The following is a 19,865-nucleotide window of genomic DNA, read 5'->3' on the forward strand; positions in this document are numbered from 1 at the left end:
GGATAGAATTAAGATACTTATCTTTATCAAACAAGGGAAGTATACGTTTCAGAGTGAAATTGCTAAAAATTGGATAGAACAGAAAAAACCGTTCGAGGTTGGATACAGCAATATTCAGAGTCTGGTTTCAAAGAATTAAAAACTATTAAAAGTGGAGGAAACAACACAAAAATTTTATCTGAAAAAGCCAAAGATTTTATAGCAAATAAGCTTTCTGATTCGACTATCTTGATCACTTCCTATATTGAGTTACAACTTTTGATTGCCTCTGAAATAGAAGAAATCGTTTCTTATTTTGTATTATATGCTCACTGTAAGCAAAATCATAAGTAGTACGTAAGTACTCACTACAAGAAAGGTCCTAAAGCCGAAGAGCTTTTTAAAAAACCTTGAAACTTCATTCAAACAAATTAGTTCTAGTCTTGATATAGATGTCATTACATCTGTTAATCTTTATGATCAGGATGAAAGTAGATTCTGTTTAATCACCAAACAAGCTAGAGTAATTACAGTCAAAGGTGTAAAACCTATAGGGAACTATAAGCATAGCTATCAGTACAAATGGTTATGGGGAAGCTTTTCTCCAATTACAGGTGAAAATTTTTGTATGACTACCAATGTAGTTTGTAAAGAATTATTTATAAGATTTTAGGATAGTGTCAACTCAAAATATTAATCGTTGACAACACGGCTTTTCATTCTACAAAAGATTTAGAGCTACCCAAAAATATATAGTATTAACGTGATTTCTATGATAACTATCTCGTTATTGCTATTGGCTTTTTATTTTTATCAATAGCAACAAAAGTAAATTCGCCATTTATTGCCCGCTCTCTATGTTCAGAATACATTTGCTCTACATACATTTCTACACCTACTTTTAGGCTTTTATTTCCAAGATGAATTACTTTACCTATGAGTTCTACAATTGTACCTGCTGGTATAGGTTTTTTAAAATCAATTTTTTCACTACTTACCGTAACTACTCGTTGTCTAGTAAATCGTGTTGCGGTTATAAAAGCTACTTCATCCATTAACTGTAATGCAGTACCACCAAAAAGTGTGTCATAATGATTAGTGGTATTTGGAAAAACTGCTTTAAAAATATGTGTCTCTGATTGTCGTATTCGCTCGTTTATTGTCATTTTTTTGTTTGATTTTTATAAAATATGCCCAAAATACTTTTTAGCTTGTTTTGAAAATTTTGATTATGATATTCTGCTTTTAACATCTTCATACATTCTGCACAAAGACAATCTTCGTGTTTTGAATTAATATACTTTAACTCATCATTACTCAATTTTACAAATGTGCATTGGCAAAGCAAAATAGAACCTACTTTACATTCAAAAAAACTATTACATTTTGGGCAATATTTTTCTTCGTGTTTTGTCAATTAATACCTATTGATTAACTAATTCTTTTTTCGTGAGAGAATTAGCTACTTGTTTAGATGCTTCCACCATTGCTTTTAGAGCTTTTTCGGTTTCTTCCCAATGACGAGTTTTTAAACCACAATCAGGATTTACCCATAGCTGATTAGCAGGAATAACAGCTTGCGCTTTTTCTAAAAGATGCACCATTTCTTCTTTCGAAGGAACTCGTGGTGAATGAATATCATAAACTCCTGGACCAATTTCATTAGGATATTTGAATTCCGCAAAAGCGTCTAATAATTCCATTTGTGAACGAGAACATTCAATAGTGATAACATCAGCATCCATATCGGCTATATTATGGATAACATCATTAAATTCTGAATAGCACATATGTGTATGTATTTGTATTTCATCGTTTACACCGCTCGATGAAATTCTAAAAGCACGAACTGCCCATTGCAAATAATTTTGCCAATCTGCTTTTCGTAAAGGTAATCCTTCTCGAATGGCAGGTTCGTCTATTTGAATTATTTTGATACCCGCTTTTTCTAAATCAGCAACTTCATCACGAATAGCCAATGCAATTTGATTACAAGTTACTGAACGAGGCTGGTCGTCTCGAACAAAAGACCATTGTAATATGGTAACGGGTCCTGTTAACATTCCCTTTACCAATTTTTGAGTAATTGATTGCGCGTATTGAGACCAATATACAGTCATTGGTTTTGGTCGAGACACATCTCCAAAAATAATTGGCGGTTTTACACATCGGCTTCCATAGCTTTGTACCCATCCGTATTTTGTGAATGTAATTCCTTCTAACTGTTCGCCGAAATATTCAACCATATCGTTGCGTTCAAATTCTCCGTGTACCAAAACATCAATTCCAATATCTTCTTGCCATTTAATTGTTCTTTTAGTTTCCTCTTTTAACAAATTATCATATTCTACGGTTGTTAGTTCGCCTTTTTTGAATTTTGCTCTCCAACTTCTTACTTCTTTAGTTTGCGGAAACGAACCAATGGTCGTAGTAGGAAATAAAGGTAATTTCAACGCTTTATGCTGTTCATTTTTTCGAATGTTAAAACTGTTTTTTCTTCTTGTATCTTTTTCATTAATAGCATTTACTCTTTGTTTTACACTATTGTTGTGAATTAATGAGGAATTGTTTCTGCTTGTTGCTGCATTTTTATTTTCCGTATATATATTCAGAAATGTTTCGTCGGTTGTGCCACTTGCCAATTCTTTTAATGCAACTACTTCTTCTACTTTTTGCTTGGCAAAAGCTAACCAATTTTTAATTTCAGAATTTAGTTGTGTTTCAACATCTAAATCACAAGGCGAATGAAGTAAAGAACAAGACGAAGCAATGAAAATTCTTTCAGAGCCTAATGTTTCGGCCGCTTTTTCAATAAGTTTTAGTGATTTTTCAAAATTATTTTTCCAAATATTTCTTCCATCTACCACACCAAGTGATAAACTTAAATTGTTTGGAATTGTGGCTAAAACCTCTTCTAATTGCTCTGGATTTCTTACCAAATCTATGTGTAAAACATCAGCTTGAAGCGAAGTTGCAAGTGAAAGATTATCTTTTAAACCATCAAAATAGGTGGCAATTATGAATTTTAACTTCGGAAACTTTGCTCGGATTTCTTTATAAACAAAACGAAATGTCTCTTTAGCTTTATCTGATAAATCTAATGCTAAAAATGGCTCATCAAACTGAATATATTCTGCTCCTTGTTGTTCTAATTTCTTTAAAATTTCAATATAAACGGGTAGTAAATTTTTTGCTAAATCGAGTTTATTAAAACCTTCTTCTTTTTCTTTACCAAGCAACAAATAAGAAACCAAACCTATAATTACAGGTTTTGCATTAATTCCTGTTTGTTTTGCGCCTTCGAATTCGTTTAAAATCTTATTAGAAAAAAGCTGAAATTCTTGGTCTTTGTAGAATTCGGGAACAATATAATGGTAATTCGTGTCGAACCATTTTGTCATTTCCATTGCGGTAATGTCAAGTCCGTTTTTTTGATAACCTCTTGCCATAGCAAAATATAAATCTTGCTCGTTGTTCGATTTTACTGCGATTTGATTATAGCGCTTTGGAATTGCACCAACCGTTAAAGTCATATCTAAAACTTGGTCGTAGTAGGAAAAATCGTTACAAGGTACAAGATCGATACCTGCTTGCTTTTGAATGTTCCAATTTTGAATACAGAGTTTTTTACCTATTTCAAGAAGTTCGTGTAATTTGATTTTGCCCGACCAATACTGCTCGCAGGCTTTTTTGAGTTCTCGTTTGCTACCAATACGCGGATAGCCAAGATTGTGCGTTTGCATCTTTTTACTTTTAAAAGTTAAACATAAATTTTAAAAGTTCTTTGAAATGCTTCGCAATGCTTTTTAAGTAATAAGTTTGGAAAAAAATGACATAGCAACAAGGCACAGCTCTCCCGTAAAAAGAAAAAAGCGCTTAAAAATATGTCATCTGTAAGACCAAAAGCTTCAAACCGCGAAAGCATTGTCCATTCAGAATAGGCAGGTCTCCTGACTTATAACAGTTTTATCGTCCTTCCCATTAAAAACAGTGGACATAAATTTGATAAAACCTTTGGGGTGTTACTTACAGTTGCGCGACAGCTCTGGATTTGCACCAGATTCCCTATTAATCTACCTTAAGTAAAACCTAATCCGTTTGATGAAGTATGTTAAAGAACAATAACAGCAAAGCTAAAGATTATTTTTTTGGTTTCAGTCCCTTAAAGAGTAAATTTTTAAGGCCTTTAAAATAAGATAGATTAATCTTAAATGTTATGAATTTGTTTTGTAGAGACAAAAACTAAAAAGTTTATTTTATATTTTAATATTGGATAATTTAGAAAAAAACAATGCTATATCTTACAGTAATTTATGCTTACTTTTAAGTAGGCTTATTATGGCCATTTATGCCATTTCGTAAATAACATCAAAGAGTTTTTCCAATCGTTCTTGTTGTGAGAATGTCTTTTTAATGTTATTGTGCAATACCGAATTAAAGGCATTTTATCCTAATCATAAATTCGGGTTTTGATTGAGGCTTCGGTATAATTAAATCAGTACAATTCTTACTGTGCTTTATCTCAAAAGCAATTTCAGATTGTGAAACGTGTAATCCGTTAGAACAAACTTCACGATAAAACCCAAAATGCCTTGATGTTTTTTCACTACCGTAGTACGAGTTTTAAATCGTAATATTGGTAAAATGTTATCATTGGTATTCTTCAGTGAAAATTGATTTCCGTCGTTAATAATAAAATCAGTAATAAACCAACTCATTACTGTAGGCTGTTTTCAATTAAAAACACCTAATTTAACAAGCCCATTTTTTTTTAAAATACTCATATTCACCTTTGTTTTTTCCCTCACCAAAAAACCACTTAACTTTGAAAGTTGAGTTTAACGAAAGTAAAATAACAAGATGGAAAAAATTCCTGTAAGATGTATTAAGGAAGAAAAACCAAAGTCAAATTCCATTGAGGGTTTCAAAATTTACGATTTGGAAAAATTGTTAAATGGAAATATAATGCACCAAAAAACGCATAGACATAACTTCTATTTCATTTTATTAATCGAAAGCGGAAATGGCAAACATAGCATAGACTTTAATACTCACACTATCTCAAAGTACAATGTGTTTTTCTTAAGACCAGGACAGGTTCATTCTCTAATTCTTTCGGCAGACAGCAAGGGTTACATCATTCAATTTACAGAAGATTTTTTTCAAGCCAGAAAATTCAAAATAGCGAACAGCCAACAACTTAATGATGGAATATACCACGAAATCAAACCAGTTGTTTCAAAAATCGAAAATGAATACATCAATAAACGAAAGGATTACAGAACTGTAATTTTATCTTGTTTAAAAATACTGCTAATAGAACTTTCCCGATATAACTTTAATTCTATTCCTAAAAAAAATCATTACAACCAACAGCGTCTGGAAGAACTTTTGGAATTGATAGAAATCTATTTTAAGGAACAGAAAACCGTTGCATTCTATTCTGAAAAAATGAACCTTACCACCTATCAATTAAATACCATTACCAAGGCACTTCTCGGCAAAACACCTTCAATGCTTATCAATGAATATGTTGTTTTAGAAGCAAAAAGACTTTTGTTAGCAACAAATAATCAAGTACAACAAATAGCCTATTTATTGGGCTATGAAGATGTTTCCTACTTCATTAGATTTTTCAAGAAAAACACCTCTTATTCGCCCGAAGCTTTCCGAAAAAACTTTGAATAAGCACCATAAAACCTAAATTTTGTCCTACTAAACAAGAGGTTTAAGTATCTAATTTTGCCTAACATAAAGCATTAGATAATTTATGAATACTTGGAAAAGGACATTTATTTTAGGGATTGGAGCAACATTTCTAACAGACATTTGGGCAATATTGCTTCGCATTTTTGAAATAAAATCAAGCGGACTGCTAATTATTGGTAATTGGGTTTCTAACAATCTTTTTAACATAGATGCAAGTACTACACAGGCTTGGATTATTGGTTGGACAACGCACTACATAATAGGTATTGCATTCGCTTTTATATTTATTTCAATTTTTAAAAACGACTGGTTTTACAGCCCAAAATTACCAAAATCCTTATTGTTCGGACTCATTACTGTAATTTTTCCATTATTTATAGGTTGGCCAATTATAGGATTTGGGGTTGCTTTTTCAAAAACCCCAATTCAATTCACACTTGTTTCAAAAGCCATAATACTTCATTTGGTTTACGGAATCGGAATTTATCTCACATCAATATTAATTCTTAAAATCAATCATAACAAAAAAATAGATAATGAGCAATTTTAACGATTTAGAATACCAAGAATTTTGGAATGAAAGGTACAAAAACCAACAATTCGCCTACGGAACGAAACCCAATGCATTTTTCAAAAACTGCATAAACCAATTAACACCCAAAAACATTTTATTACCTGCTGATGGCGAGGGTAGAAACGGTGTTTATGTAGCAAATTTGGGTTGGAAAGTGGTTTCTATAGATTTAAGTGAAGAAGGGAAAAATAAGGCATTGCAATTGGCAAAAGAAAAAAACACATCTCTTGAATACATTGTTGGCGACATTGGGCAGTGTGATTTCCCTAAAGAATCATTTGATTGTATTGGTTTGATTTATGCTCATTTTTCGCCTGATAAAATCGCTACAATCCATCAAAAATTGAATGATTCGTTAAAACCAAAAGGCTCAATAATTTTTGAAGCGTATAGTAAAACACATTTGCCATTTAAAGAAAATAACCCAAAGATTGGAGGTCCGCAAAGCTTGGATATGCTTTTCTCGGTAAAAGAAATAAAAAGGGATTTTCCAAATTTTGATTTTAAAATTTTAGAAGATGTAAAAGTTCAACTGAATGAGGGCAATTTTCATAATGGAATCGGAAAAGTAATAAGGGGGTTTGGCACAAAAAAGTAGTTTTAAATATATAGCGTTTTTTGCCTTTTTGTTATCAATTATACATTGTAAAGCCCAAAAAGCAGACCAATTTAATTCTTGGTGGTACTATTCTGGCGAATATACAATAAATGATAAAATTATGATTAGACCTCTTTATGCTTGGAGTAGAAACGAATTTATAAAGAATTGGCAACAGTCCAAACTATCAGTAGGCGTTCATTATATCGAAATTAAAAACGTCCGTTTTGGAGCGGGTTATGAATGGATAATACTATTCCCCTACGGAGCCCACCCAATTCCTGAAAAAAGAACCGAACATCGCATTTTTGAAAGCATAGAAGTAAAAAATAAAATAGGCAAGGTAAAAGTAGGCTACAAAGCAATGCTGGAACAACGTATTTTCAAAGACAAAACAACTCATCGCGTTCGTATGAAAATAGGCGTAAAAATTCCGATTTCGCAGTCTGAAAAAATTAATTTATTAGCATTTAATTCAATTTTTCTAAACATTGGCAATGTCAAAAACCAAAATTATTTCAATCAAAACAGAGCGTTTATAGGTATAGAAACAACTTTGACCAAATCAACTTCCTTTAGTTTAGGATATATGAACCAATATCTTGTTATAAATCCTAACCGCATAGAAAATAATCACACACTTATGGTAGGGTTAAATCATAAATTTAAACTTTAATAAACCAACTTATTACTGCTAATAACCACTTAATTTAACAAGACCAATTTGTTTTTAAAATACTCATATTCAACTTTACTTTTTTTAATAAATTTGTCATTTATATTTAACAAAAGAGTGTCCGATTTAAAAGAAAAAATTAATTTTTCGCCTTGTTTTCTAATTTTTAGAAAATTTATAACCTGACTTTCTTCACTTGATGTTTCAACATTTATATTGCCGATGAATTTTATGTTAGTATTTTCTATTACGTAGACTTCTAACCCGCAATCTTGTTCCATACTTAATTGACAAACCAATATAAATTTACTCCCATTTTTGTAAAAAGTAGGATTACAATGCCAAACATCCATTAAACCATGTGATTTATAAGTAATTTCTTTTTTATCATTTAAAAATAAAATTCTTATTCCGTAATCTTTAATAGTGTCTGGAAATGTTATTTTTCCATTAATTGGAATATAATTACCAATAACCAAAAAGTTTTTTTCTAAATTATATACAGAAGTTATATCAAAGTTTTTTTCTTTAAAGTTAAAATTGTCTATTTCTTTCAGTTCTATTTTTTCTAATAAATCATCGGTTTTTTGAGCATTTATATGTGTTAAACTCAATATAAAAAGGATAATAAAATATTGTTTCATGTTTTTATTTAATATTAAGATGATTTAAATGCTTGATTTTGAGAAATTTTAATTGAATATATGTTTTTTACTTTATCACTCCATCAAAAATTACATTTAATGTTTCCATCATTACAGTAGCTGTGTTTTTTCCACTTTGGTTTGTAATGATAAAAGCCCCGAAATTATGTTTTGGAATAATAAATATATAACATTGCGATCTTGGAACTCCTCCATGATGATAATATTGTTTTCCTAATTTTTTGTTAGACGAGTCTATATTCCAAAAATATGAAAGTGCAAATTCTTCATTAAATTGGACCAGTGGCTTGTGCGATTCTTGTACAATTTCATTATCTTTTAATTGATACTTTATAAATTTCATTAGGTCAGGTAGCGTAGATTTGATACTTCCAGAAGCTCCCCAAGGTAGTTTTTCGATCGGAGATGTGATTGTTGGATTATCTGTATGATAACCGCATGCCAAATTTGTTTTTTGAGCTTGAGTAAGCGTAATGCTAGTGTTTTTCATTCCGATTTTTTCAGAAAAGAATTCGATTAACAAATCTTCAAAATCGGCTTTGTAAATTACTTCTAAAATATGAGCTGTTAATTCTGTTCCTGCGCTTGAATATGCATACTTAAAACCTGGTATTGTATCTGTTTTAATAGCATGAATATCTTTAAGAAATTGACTTTTGCTATAATTTTTTAGTACTTCATTTATTTTCATAGGGGTGTCATAGTTTAAAAAGTTATTTAATATAGCATTTAATTTTAAAGGAAGTACATTAGGAAAACCGCTAGAATGTGTTAATACATGTTTAATTTTTATGGGGGTATTTGAGTAGCGTAGGTTTTGGTATTCTTTACCTAAATACATGCTAATTTCATCCTCAACATTTATTTTCTTTTCTAAAACAGCATTCGCTACCATAGTACCAGTAAATACTTTACTTAAAGACCCAATTTCGTAAATTGTTGTATTAGTTGGCGTGTTTCCTTTTCCTTTTACCAACTCACCGTAATGATTTATATACTCTTTTCCGTTGTAATATATGGCAATTGAAGCAGAATTGATTAAAGGCTTATTAATCATATTTGTTGTAGCACTATCAATTAATTGTATAAATTGAGTATCAATATTTTTTGTTTTAGTACTGTTTTTTAATTTTTCTTTACAGCCTATAACCATTAACGATAAAATTAATATCATATATTTTTTTATGACGCTCTTTGGTATTGATAAATTATTATTGTGTGTCATTTTCGTAATTTTTTAAAACTATAACTACAAGATTTGTGTTCTTTATATTCAATTTTATGCTCCGATAAAAGTTGAGAAATTATTGCTCTTGTTTCTTCTTCATTAAATCCAATTTTTTCTCCAAGGTCAATTTCATTTAATTTACCGTTGTTTGCTACTAATGCTTTGTAATATATTTCTTTATTTTTCATGTATTCAAAATTTTAACATAGTTGTTTAATCGAAAAGAATTCCTCTATGAGGATTTTTGAACAGCTATCATTATATGCGGACTAAAAGATAACAAGTTACTATCATTTTCGGTAATATTAATAAGTTCTAACAATGTATTTTTCTTTTTGTTATTTAACATACTTGTAAAGTAATCTTTAGCTAACCAAGCCATACCTTCAACAGCATACATATTAAGGTATGTTAATTTTTGAGCCATAAACTCTTGTTTGAGTTCTTTAGGATTATGATAATACGCTTCTGCCAATAACCAAGGGAAATCGTCTGGTGGATTATGAATTCCACTAGTTAATTCTTCTTTACACATGTTAAAAAATGTTTTTTTATGAATTAAACCATTTAGTAAGCCAACCAAGGTAGATGCCGTATAATTAATAGCAAAGCCTAAAATAATTCCATTGTTTTTTAAAACACGTTTAGCTTCACTAATGGTAGTATTTCTATCTTCTTTTTTTTGAAGATGATAAAGAGGACCGTGTAAAATTATTAGGTCTGCAAAATTATTCGGAAATTTTAAATTTCGAGATTCACCCAAATGTACAGAAAATTTATTTTTTAGCCTATCTGCTCTACTTTGGGCTATTTTTATATGTTTTAAAACAGGGTCTAGTAAATGAACTTGATGTCCTTTTTTGGCAAGCCATTCTGAATATTTTCCTGTACCTCCACCAATATCAATTATTTTTAATGATGAATTTGATATGTATTTTTCTATAAGTGTTTTAACTCTTTCAAACTCGAATACTCCCATTCCTTTGTTTAGTCTGGTTTCTTCGGATGCTTTGTTATAAAAGCGTTCTATATTTCTGCTAATTAATTGTTTTTGTTTCATTGTAAGATGTTCAAAGAAAATTGTTTCAAAGATTTTGAGTCAACACAATCATAATTAAGTTGTTGACTATGTTTTTGCGATTATATTTTATGAAATAAAAGGATGTTATTGTCTATGTATTGAATAGTTGAAGTTTTTTCAATACATTACTTACTCATTTTTTTGAGTTTGTCTTTTTTTATAAGACTTTAGACAATATGTTGAATTAATATAACAGGCTACAAAGATAGAAAAATTAATTTTTCTCAAGAGGTTTGGTATATTTCACAATATCAATTCCAATTCCGTTAGGATCTTCTATAGCAAAATGTCTTTCTCCCCAAGGTTCATCTCTCATATCTACTTTAATTTCTACACCTTTACGTTTAATATTTTCGTAAAGTTCATCTACATTTTCAACTTCAATAGTTATGTACATGCCTTTACCTAAAAATGGTTCATGAAAAAACGGTTGTTGTGTAGGATGATGTGGTAAAAGAAAACTTAAAGCATCTTTATTATTAGGGGTTTTTAAAAGTAAATAAAATTCATTTTCAAACTTGATTTTAAAACTTAAGTTTTCTACGTAAAAAGACTTTGTTTCAGAAAGCTTGCTTGTTAAAATTCCAGCGTTTAATCTCATGATTTAGTTATTGATTGTTTTGTAAGCATATCAAGGCTTGATAAATAGTTTGGGTTAAACCCTTTAGTTATTAGCCATATTGCCAAAACTATTTCTAGCAATGCTGTAGGAAACGTTAGAGTTACATAAATTGGTGTAATAATATCTATAATATTAAACATAAGAAGTGAGCTTGCTACTACACAGCTTAATAAAGTTACAATAATTCCCGATACAGACAACCACCTAGCTACGAGTTTCGATTGATAAAGAATATAGTAAAATAGTATGTTTCCTACACTTAAAATTAAAGGCATTGCAATATGGTTGATTAAGTTTCTTGCCAAACGTAATAAGTTATCTAATGTTTGAAAATATAACAAATCCGAGTTGTTTAACGTTACAAATTCTTTGCTTAAACCTAATAATAACAATATACTTAACCATCCCATAAACATAAATGTAACAGCAATAATTCTAAAAGCAAGAAATCCTATTGCTAAATTGGCATTAACTTTTTTAAATAATGAATACAGAATTATTGGAATACTGGCATAAATTATAGCTAAAATAAAATGCATTAAAGCTCTAATTAGTATAGCATTTGTATGTATAGAAACATCTGTAAGGTTATTAGGAGTATCAATAACCGTATCAATACTTAAAACACCTACAACTATACTAAAAACTAATAATACGCCTACAACAATCGATTTTTTTCTAATAGTGCTTACCATATAATTTTATAAAAAACTCAACTTATGAGTTTCGCTTCAAAAATACGATAGCCTTACTTTTAACTTATTGACTTAAGTTAAGAAAAGCGATAATGAGCATTTTTATAGGCGATTTGGTAAACAATATATTGTTGAAATTTAAATAGATGAATTCATTTTATTCATTAATCTTTTTTTAATTCTACTTAAAGATTCTGGTTTTATACCTAAATAACTAGCTATTTGATATTGAGGTGCTCTTTGAATAATATTAGGTCGTGTTTTTAATAGATGCAAATAACGCTCTTCAGGGTTCGATGTTTTAAATTCGGTAAAAGATGTTTGATGCTTTGTAATTATTTCTTCTGCTATTATCCTTGATAAAGATTCTAGTTGTGGATATTTTTGAAACATCTCATTCTCTATGGTAGGATTAGCAACATTAAGAACTGTATCTTCAATACATTCTAAATAATATTTAGATGGTGTTGATTTTCCGTAATTAGCAGGTGTAACGACTTGTTCTTCTGTATAAAACTCAATGGTTTTTTCTTCTCCTTCTTTAAAAAAATAACTTCTAATACATCCTTTTAATACGAAAAAACATTCATTTGAAAGGTTTCCTTCGCTAAGTAAAATCGTTCCTTTTTTATAGTTTTTAAAAAATGTACTTTCGGCAATTATATCCTCTAATTCTTTAGTAATTACAGTATATTTTGAGAGGTATTCTATTATTTGCTTATTCATTAGGTCGATGCTTATTATTGCACTATTAGACGTATTAATTATTAAAAAACTACAACTACCAAGGCAACCCTTTTAAATCGATGAGTTTAGGTTTTACCTTATTTTTATTAGCCAAAAGCATTGTATTTGCTTTCCAGAGTTGCTTACCATTAGGTTGTTTAAAATATACAGGGCAATCAATAGCATACCAACCCAGTTTTTTATAGAAAGGAATAAGTGTATCTGCACATAGTAAAACCCCATAATCGCATTTTAAATCATTAAAAATATATGTTTCGGTTTCTTTTAAAAGCTTACTGGCATAACCTTTTCCTCTATACTCTTTTGGAGTAATTACATTGTTTATTCCTGCTACTTTATACGTTTCGTCATTAATAGTAATCGCTCGCTGTACAATGTTATAAAATGTAGCTATTTTATTGTTATGATAAAAAATGAGTGTATAATCTGGTGAAGCCCATTTAGTTTTGTTTACTATTGGTATATGCCCAAACTCGGTATCTATATAGTTTTTTAAGATTGTTTTAGTATTGCTATCGAGTTCAGAATATTTAGTTATTTTTATCATACATTAGTGAAATAATATGCTACAAAACTATGAAAAAAGTTATTTACTCTTTTTTTTAAATCGCTGTAACACTCCTGCTTTAGCTACTATAATTGCTGTTACCTTTCCTTTTTTGTTTTTTATAAATTCAACTGTTCTGTTATTATTTTTTGAAAGGAAAAATTTAGTTTCTGATTCTGGTAATAACACATCGTTATATTTAGCATAATAAAGTTTATTATTTTTCTTTAAAATTGTTACATTTTCGTAAGTTCCGATGTAATCGTTATAAATTTCTGGATTTATTTTTACCTGTACATGTTTGTATGGAATTTCAACAGGTTTATTAAAAATAATAGCAGACAGCGCATAGGCTATTAAATACGAAGGAGATTGATTGTTAGATAAAACTGTTATAAAAATATCGTCTTTTATAAACTTATTAAAAGAAGTCATCACGCCAAAAAAACTACCATCATGTGCTACTAATTCATGATTGTGATTATAAAAAGGATTGATCAACAATCCAAACCCAAAATTATGTTTATTGTAAGATGTGAGCATTTTCTTTTTAGCATTTTTATTAAGTAGCTTATTTGTTTCAAACAATGCTTTATTCCATAAAAATAAATCGTCTATGGTGGTATAAACTCCGTCATGCCCTATATTATAATTCCAGTTTATATACGGATTTTTTACCAGTACATTTTCTTTTAAATAATACGTTTTGGCTAATTTAGAAACTATTGAATCGTTTGTACTTACCCCAGTATTATACATTTTTGCTCTCTTAAATATATTTTGCTTTAAATAGGTAGCATAAGGTTGTTCTGATACTTTTTCTATAATTTGCGAAAGTAAATAATACCCAATATTACTATAAGAAACGTTTGTTCCTGGTTCAAATAAAAAAGATTTTTCGGCAATATGTTCTAAAACAGTGTCTTTTTGTAGCGATGTTTTAGCTAGGTACAATTCGTCAAAATCCATTTGAAAACCAGCGGTATGTGTTAGCATCATTTTAATGGTAATTGCATTTGCTTTAGGAAATTTTGGAAAGTATTGTATTAATTTATCTTCGAGCGATAGTTTTCCTTTTTCTACAAGTTGTAAAATTGCAACTGCGGTAAATTGTTTAGAAACAGAGGCTAAACTAAACTTTGTGTCTAATGTAGTAGGAATTTTCCATTCATAATCGGCAAATCCGTATGCTTTTTTAAGTAATATCGAATCGCCTTTTGTTACTAAAACAGTTCCTGAAAAGCCATTAATACTGGCTTGAGCATTCATATACTTTTCTAATTTTGTCTTGTTTTGAGAAAAGGACAAACCACTAACACATAGCAATAATATTAAAAATTTCATTTATTTAAGTTTAATCAAGAACCTATGGTTCAGTTATTTAATTATTTAAGTAGGTGATAACCATTGTTTACCAAATGTCCATTATGGGCTTTCATTGTTAATCAACTACCTCAAGGCAAGCCTCGGGGAATTAAACCCTTGACTATCGCCCTGCGATTAAAATTTACAGTTTTGGGTTATTTTACTTAAAGTTTCGTATAATTTTACTTGCTCGTGCGTCGAAATATTTCTTAAAGCAGTTTCTCTATTTTTTTTAATAACAGGATTAAGCATTTTTATAGTATTTATACCTTTTTGAGTAATTTTTATTTTAGTTTTTCGCCTGTCGTTTTTGTTAGTAGTTTTTATAATATATTCTTTTTGTATCATAAGGTTTAGTATTCTCGTTATAGAGGCATAATCTTTAAATATAAGGTCGGCTAATTCTGTTTGAGTAAGTTCGTTTTTATCAATTATTATTAATATAAGAGCCTGATCTACAGTAATGCCTTTTACAACACTTGCAATGTTTTTAAAACTTAATTTTCTGTAAGCTTTAATAGTTTCTTCTATAGCATATAAAACTGTATTTGTTGGAGTGTCTAAATTCATTTTATTTGGTATTATTTACTTGTAATTAGTAAAAAAATATCTTAAAATCAAAAGATTTGCGAAGATGAAAAATAGGCTAACCTTTAGAAGTTATAGTTATTCTTAACAGCTGTTATTATTAATCTAATTCAAAATTAATTACTTTATTTCCCTCAAAGCTTATAGGTCTATTTCTTTGTTTTGCAGGAGCAATTATTGGTAATAATTTTATTAATCTAATACTTTCATCAAGAAGATATTCATTTCCTTTAGCTGAAACATTACTAACACTTCCATTTTTGTTAATTATATACTTTATAAGTACTCGCCCCTGTATTTTATTCTTTTTAGCTATTTTAGGATACTTCAAATTATTTTTTATGAAATTATTGAATTGTTGCTCAAAACATTCATTAATATTATTTTTCTTTTCTGATTTACAATTCTTGAAAATAGGCGGGTTATCTATTATTGCAAAAGGAATATCAACATCTTCTTCATTCCAAAGAGATTGACCTAAAGGAAATGATTTAATTTTAGTTTCTCCTTTAACATTTTGCGTTTTTACAGCAGAACAAGAAAACAAAAGTGCGATAATTAAATGTAAAAATATTGTTTTTTTCATTTGTATGAGTTTAAATAGTTGCCAACAAATATAATAAATTATTTGATATATCAAATAATAATATAGAATTAATAACTATCTTTAATTGAAAAGACCTGATGCTAATCTGAAAATCAAAAACCTCCGTTAAAAACGGAGGTTTTTTACTCTAACTTTGCATTCTATGATTTGAAAAATATTACTTGTTTTAATGTAAATACGTATCAAATAAAAATTGTATTTCGGGATCTTTTTCCAAAAGAGAGTACTCTAAATATTTTTGCATAGGAATTTTATTGTCTGGTATAATTCCATGTTTTGATGTTGTGTTCTTGTCAAAAAATAATTCTGTTATAGGAATTCTTACCTTTAATTTTGTTTTTGGGAGCTTATAAGTTAAAAAATAGCCAGCAAAGGTTGAATTTTCATTCCCTCCGGTTTCTTCTCCGATAGTTTTTCCTCTATTGTGATCTTTAAATAGCTTAGCAAAATAAACGGCAGCAGAAAAGGTTTGTCCTCCTACTATTAGATATACATTACCTTTAAAATTGTCTTTATCTGCAGGAAAATTTTCTAATATACCTTCTTTTAGTCGATCATTACCAATATAGAGGCTGTCTTTTGTTTCGTTAAACCTTTGATACAAGAAGTTTTCAAAATCTCGAACTACATCTTCTCCAGCAGGACTTCCATTATCGTTAAGTAAGTTTTCTTTTTCAATTTTAATACTAGAAGCTCTATAGTTAAATACATTTTTAAAACTTGAATCCGTAATAAAAGAAAACAATAAGGCAGCTATATTTGGATTACCTCCTTGATTATATCTTAAGTCAATAGCAATGTTATTATATTTTTCTTTATTAACTCGCTTAAAAAATTTGCTAAACTCATCATAAGCAGAAGTTTCTGTAAGATTAAAAGAATTTACAGTGAGCACCCCAAATTTTTTATCTTTATAATAATGAGGATGTATGGTACTTTCCTTTTCTAATTTATTAATAGGTAAAATAGATAGCTTGCTTATTCTATATAGCTCGTAATAATCAATAGAAGGTAAGGTTACTGTTTTTACGTCTTTGGTCTTTAAATCTAAATATTCAATTTTAAACGTTTTTGGGTTTCTCTCAATAAGATTAGAAAAGTACAAGGGAAATGAATTATAAGTAAGATGAGATGCCGTTTTAGTTACATTATAATTGTCTCCATGAATGTGTTTATTCATCCTCTTTACCAATTCTTTTGTAGTAATATCTTGGATTTTGATTATTTCTGTACCATAAGGAAGTATTTTGCTCTTTATATTAGTAAATATTCTATAATTTTTAACAAGTACAGGAAAAGGAAAAAAAGATGAGTTTTCAATAACATCGTAAGTAAATTCATTAGGAAGCGTGTATTCCAAATGCCCATCACCAGTTCTATTAATACATTTTATGAAATTAGGATATGAAGGCGTTTTTTTTAATAGAGATATAGCCTGTTTTTTTTCCTCTAACTGCTCTTTTTCAGAGATTATTTTATAAGGATTTGGATGTTGTTTTTTTATCAGTTGATTTAATAAAGATAAATCAGAGAGATAATCATCTAATGTTAATTCGTCTATTTTTAAGGTTTGCGAAACGCAAGGAATAAAACATAAAAAAATAAGTGAGAACAGAGAATTTTTCATAATAGGATATAGTAAATAAGTGAGTTCGATTTATAGATCATTTATTATCAGTTTTTTTGTTATTACAAATGAGGTGCGAATGAAGTAATCTTATGAAAATATATAAATTTGTAGAGATTGCTTCGTCCTACGTCCTCGTGATGATGAATTTTATTAATAAAAACATGTAAGGTTCATTATCGATTTTTTTATATCGAGGGTTAGGGGAATCCTCCGATATTCTTATAAAAGGGGTGTTTTTTTATCTTAAGATCACCTCTAAAAACTATTATTTTTTTTGTTGTTTAGATTTTAGAGTAATTTTTAGTTTTTATTTTTAAAACTCACTTCACAGTTTTATCTACTGATTTTTCTGAATCAAAAGTACAAGATTTTTTTTGAAAGTTATCTACAAAAGTCTTTTTAACTGGATCCCACCGAGGAGTGTTTACCCTTTGGGGACAATAATCTACCTCCTGACAACAACTGTAAATTACAGTTAAGACAAATACCAACGTAAACAATTGTTTAGCTATTTTATTTAAATTCATTTTTATTGTTTTTAGTAAAATATTCAAAACATACATATCACACCTTGTGAAAATGGCATTTATAGTTTGTTATAAAAGCAATAGCGGATTTATTACACATCAATTTTTCGGTTAAACATGTTTTTTTATATTTACTTACTTCATCTTAGTGATTAAACCGCTATTGCTTTATATATTGTTTTAAAACGTTTTCTTATTATTAAAGGAGACTTACTTTATTTTTTCGATAAACCGATTAATTCATAAAGGTTTGTAGGTAATCAACTTTAATTATTAAGTCACAACTCGTATTTAATAGAGTTATAAATTAGTAGAGGTTTCAAGATTAAAATCGGTATCTGTACTTGTGTTTGAATTCTTATTGTTTTCAAAACTAATACCGCTACCACTAGCATTAGCTTTAAGTTCTATATTACCATTGATAGTACCTGTAGCTTTTACAAACAATTGAAACCCTTTTTGTACGGTAAAGTTTTTAGACCAGTTACCTACGGTTAGTGTTTCAGATTGTAATTTTCCTGAAGCATTTCTGTATTGAATTTTTGGTGAATTACTAAGTGTACCCGTTACCACAGCAGATAAGACTACATTGATAGACTTATTATTATTACCATTATTATTACTTAACAAAACAGTAGGTATGCTAACCAAGGTTTCTAAAGTAATTCTACCTCCTGCATTTTTATCTAACTTACTTAGAGTATTTTTAACAAGACTTCTTACTAAATGTATTTCTGCTTTGCCTGCTTTTAACTTTTTTAAATGACTTTCTTCAAGCACTAATGAAGTAGCGCCAACTTTATTTGTAACAAACAACGCTTTTAGTTTACCATCTTGATAAATATATACCGATACCTGTTCTCCTGATTTTAAAGCCTGGCCTTTCCATATAATTTCATTATCCTTTTTCAAATCAATAGCATCATGTCCTGAATTAAAGTCTATTTTTGGTGCATCAGAAGGGTTAAAAACATTTTCAAATGTTTCAGAGCCGTTTTTAACATACGTAAACTTAGTATTTACTAACCCTTTAATATTCTTCCATCTGTAAAAGTATCCATCTATGGCAGCTGTCGTAAATTGACTATGTTTCTTTCCATTCATCTTAACACTTGAGTTTCCTTTAAGCACAAGTCTTACCCCATTATTATCAATAGTTCTAAAAGTTGCCCTTGCATCGGTCTCTTTTTTTGTATTATCGTATTTAACATAGTAATCTTGAAAAATAGGGTTTTCAGGTAAAATACTATCAGAATCTCTGCTATCACATCCTATGAAAATTGCACTCATCGCTACTACTGCGAGAATAAAAAGTTTATTGATACGTTTCATTTTATTTGTTTTTTAATTTTTTATTTAAAATTTATAGCTTACACCCAAGTTTACAAAACCGTTGTAACCAAATCCACCCTCTAAAAATCCGCCTAATTTTTTTCCTACTCTAATACCTATTGGATTAACTTGAAAAGCAAATCCATAATTTGATATTGATTTTTTGTCAACTTTTGAAAAAGATCTGTTAAGACCCGCAGAAACATTACCGTATAGTTCGAAAAAGTTTTTTCTTATATAAGAATATTCAAATTGAGGTGCTATAGCTAAATAATGAATTTTATAGGAATCGCTCTTATTATTCTTATTTTTATAGTCAAAATTTGTGTAAGAAAAATCTACTCCGATTTTAGTCTTATCACTTAAGCGTCTTTGATAATTAAGATGTAACATACCATAAGTAGCATTATTTAATTCATATCCTTTTCCTCCTATAGCAATATCAAATCCAGATATTATAGATGATGCAAAAGCATTAGAAAATGTTAAAGGAATTGCATCACTTACAGAAACTCTAATTTCATTTTTCTTTGTGGTGTTCTCTTGAGCATTCAAATTACTAATTCCTGTAGAGATTAGTAATAAAATAAATAAGATTGAATTGATTTTAATTCTTTTTGTTCTCATTGTAATTACTTTTTATAAATTTGTTTATATTATTAGCACGATAAAATTTTGCAAACCCCTATTTTAAC

The 19,865-nt window shown here is 29.1% G+C and carries 22 protein-coding genes, 1 pseudogene and 1 riboswitch; of the genes and pseudogenes, 5 read left to right on the plus strand and 18 right to left on the minus strand.

Translation table 11 applies throughout. From position 1 onward, the window contains the following. Positions 1-69 precede the first annotated feature (69 nt). Positions 70-333, plus strand: coding sequence for a helix-turn-helix domain-containing protein (locus tag N456_RS00755; protein WP_062052858.1), 264 nt, complete (start codon positions 70-72; stop codon positions 331-333). Between the two features lie 425 nt (positions 334-758). Here N456_RS00755 and N456_RS00760 read toward each other — a convergent pair whose 3' ends face one another. The 4 genes and pseudogenes from N456_RS00760 to N456_RS23565 all read right to left on the minus strand — a co-directional run. Continuing rightward, positions 759-1,145, minus strand: coding sequence for an acyl-CoA thioesterase (locus tag N456_RS00760; protein ID WP_062052860.1), 387 nt, complete (start codon positions 1,143-1,145; stop codon positions 759-761). Continuing rightward, positions 1,142-1,396, minus strand: a complete 255-nt coding sequence (locus tag N456_RS00765; protein ID WP_062052862.1) for a cysteine-rich CWC family protein — start codon at positions 1,394-1,396, stop codon at positions 1,142-1,144. The genes N456_RS00760 and N456_RS00765 overlap by 4 nt, the downstream gene beginning before the upstream one ends. Positions 1,397-1,403: 7 nt before the next feature. Further along, positions 1,404-3,722: a 5-methyltetrahydropteroyltriglutamate--homocysteine S-methyltransferase gene (metE, locus tag N456_RS00770; RefSeq protein ID WP_062052864.1), complete on the minus strand. Its 2,319-nt coding sequence runs from the start codon at positions 3,720-3,722 to the stop codon at positions 1,404-1,406. A 180-nt stretch (positions 3,723-3,902) separates the two neighbouring features. Then, a riboswitch (cobalamin riboswitch) is annotated at positions 3,903-4,087 on the minus strand. 238 nt (positions 4,088-4,325) lie between these two features. Further along, positions 4,326-4,688 (minus strand): annotated as a pseudogene (locus N456_RS23565) (DUF932 domain-containing protein); the annotation flags it as partial. Positions 4,689-4,839: 151 nt separating this feature from the next. Here N456_RS23565 and N456_RS00775 point away from each other — a divergent pair. The 4 genes from N456_RS00775 (at position 4,840) to N456_RS00790 (ending at position 7,536) form a co-directional block, all read left to right on the plus strand. Further along, positions 4,840-5,667 (plus strand): AraC family transcriptional regulator, encoded by an 828-nt coding sequence (locus N456_RS00775; protein WP_062052866.1) that lies wholly within the window; start codon positions 4,840-4,842, stop codon positions 5,665-5,667. An 82-nt stretch (positions 5,668-5,749) separates the two neighbouring features. Further along, positions 5,750-6,238, plus strand: a complete 489-nt coding sequence (locus tag N456_RS00780; protein WP_062052868.1) for a DUF2938 family protein — start codon at positions 5,750-5,752, stop codon at positions 6,236-6,238. Continuing rightward, positions 6,225-6,860, plus strand: coding sequence for a class I SAM-dependent methyltransferase (locus tag N456_RS00785; protein WP_062052870.1), 636 nt, complete (start codon positions 6,225-6,227; stop codon positions 6,858-6,860). Before N456_RS00780 ends, N456_RS00785 begins: the two co-directional genes overlap by 14 nt. Beyond that, complete coding sequence (locus N456_RS00790) at positions 6,844-7,536, plus strand: DUF2490 domain-containing protein (protein ID WP_062052872.1); 693 nt, start codon at positions 6,844-6,846, stop codon at positions 7,534-7,536. The genes N456_RS00785 and N456_RS00790 overlap by 17 nt, the downstream gene beginning before the upstream one ends. Before the next feature lie 29 nt (positions 7,537-7,565). Here the strand turns inward: N456_RS00790 and N456_RS00795 are convergent, their stop codons facing one another. From N456_RS00795 to N456_RS00865, 14 genes are all read right to left on the minus strand, one after another. Beyond that, a complete protein-coding gene (locus N456_RS00795) occupies positions 7,566-8,180 on the minus strand; it encodes a hypothetical protein (RefSeq protein WP_062052874.1) in 615 nt (204 codons plus the stop codon). A 67-nt stretch (positions 8,181-8,247) separates the two neighbouring features. After that, complete coding sequence (locus N456_RS00800) at positions 8,248-9,375, minus strand: serine hydrolase domain-containing protein (protein ID WP_205410238.1); 1,128 nt, start codon at positions 9,373-9,375, stop codon at positions 8,248-8,250. Between the two features lie 47 nt (positions 9,376-9,422). After that, positions 9,423-9,617: a hypothetical protein gene (locus tag N456_RS00805; protein ID WP_062052878.1), complete on the minus strand. Its 195-nt coding sequence runs from the start codon at positions 9,615-9,617 to the stop codon at positions 9,423-9,425. Positions 9,618-9,661: 44 nt separating this feature from the next. Continuing rightward, complete coding sequence (locus N456_RS00810) at positions 9,662-10,489, minus strand: class I SAM-dependent methyltransferase (RefSeq protein ID WP_062052880.1); 828 nt, start codon at positions 10,487-10,489, stop codon at positions 9,662-9,664. Positions 10,490-10,724: 235 nt separating this feature from the next. Then, positions 10,725-11,111 (minus strand): VOC family protein, encoded by a 387-nt coding sequence (locus tag N456_RS00815; protein WP_062052882.1) that lies wholly within the window; start codon positions 11,109-11,111, stop codon positions 10,725-10,727. Continuing rightward, positions 11,108-11,827, minus strand: coding sequence for a DUF4386 domain-containing protein (locus N456_RS00820; RefSeq protein ID WP_062052884.1), 720 nt, complete (start codon positions 11,825-11,827; stop codon positions 11,108-11,110). Before N456_RS00820 ends, N456_RS00815 begins: the two co-directional genes overlap by 4 nt. 138 nt (positions 11,828-11,965) lie before the next feature. After that, positions 11,966-12,553, minus strand: a complete 588-nt coding sequence (locus N456_RS00825; RefSeq protein WP_062052886.1) for a Crp/Fnr family transcriptional regulator — start codon at positions 12,551-12,553, stop codon at positions 11,966-11,968. Between the two features lie 55 nt (positions 12,554-12,608). Beyond that, a complete protein-coding gene (locus tag N456_RS00830; protein WP_062052888.1) occupies positions 12,609-13,121 on the minus strand; it encodes a GNAT family N-acetyltransferase in 513 nt (170 codons plus the stop codon). A 39-nt stretch (positions 13,122-13,160) separates the two neighbouring features. Next, entirely contained in the window at positions 13,161-14,465 is a 1,305-nt protein-coding gene (locus N456_RS00835; RefSeq protein WP_062052890.1) for a serine hydrolase, read from the minus strand. Between the two features lie 156 nt (positions 14,466-14,621). Beyond that, a complete protein-coding gene (locus N456_RS00840; protein ID WP_062052892.1) occupies positions 14,622-15,056 on the minus strand; it encodes a MarR family winged helix-turn-helix transcriptional regulator in 435 nt (144 codons plus the stop codon). Between the two features lie 118 nt (positions 15,057-15,174). Then, complete coding sequence (locus tag N456_RS00845) at positions 15,175-15,660, minus strand: energy transducer TonB (protein ID WP_062052894.1); 486 nt, start codon at positions 15,658-15,660, stop codon at positions 15,175-15,177. A 187-nt stretch (positions 15,661-15,847) separates the two neighbouring features. Beyond that, positions 15,848-17,308: a S41 family peptidase gene (locus N456_RS00850; protein ID WP_062052896.1), complete on the minus strand. Its 1,461-nt coding sequence runs from the start codon at positions 17,306-17,308 to the stop codon at positions 15,848-15,850. An 830-nt stretch (positions 17,309-18,138) separates the two neighbouring features. After that, complete coding sequence (locus N456_RS00860) at positions 18,139-19,170, minus strand: hypothetical protein (protein ID WP_062052900.1); 1,032 nt, start codon at positions 19,168-19,170, stop codon at positions 18,139-18,141. 24 nt (positions 19,171-19,194) lie between these two features. Further along, a complete protein-coding gene (locus N456_RS00865) occupies positions 19,195-19,797 on the minus strand; it encodes a hypothetical protein (protein WP_062052902.1) in 603 nt (200 codons plus the stop codon). Between the last annotated feature and the right edge of the window lie 68 nt (positions 19,798-19,865).

The sequence above is a fragment of the Aquimarina longa SW024 genome, assembly GCF_001401755.1.
Taxonomy (GTDB): domain Bacteria; phylum Bacteroidota; class Bacteroidia; order Flavobacteriales; family Flavobacteriaceae; genus Aquimarina; species Aquimarina longa.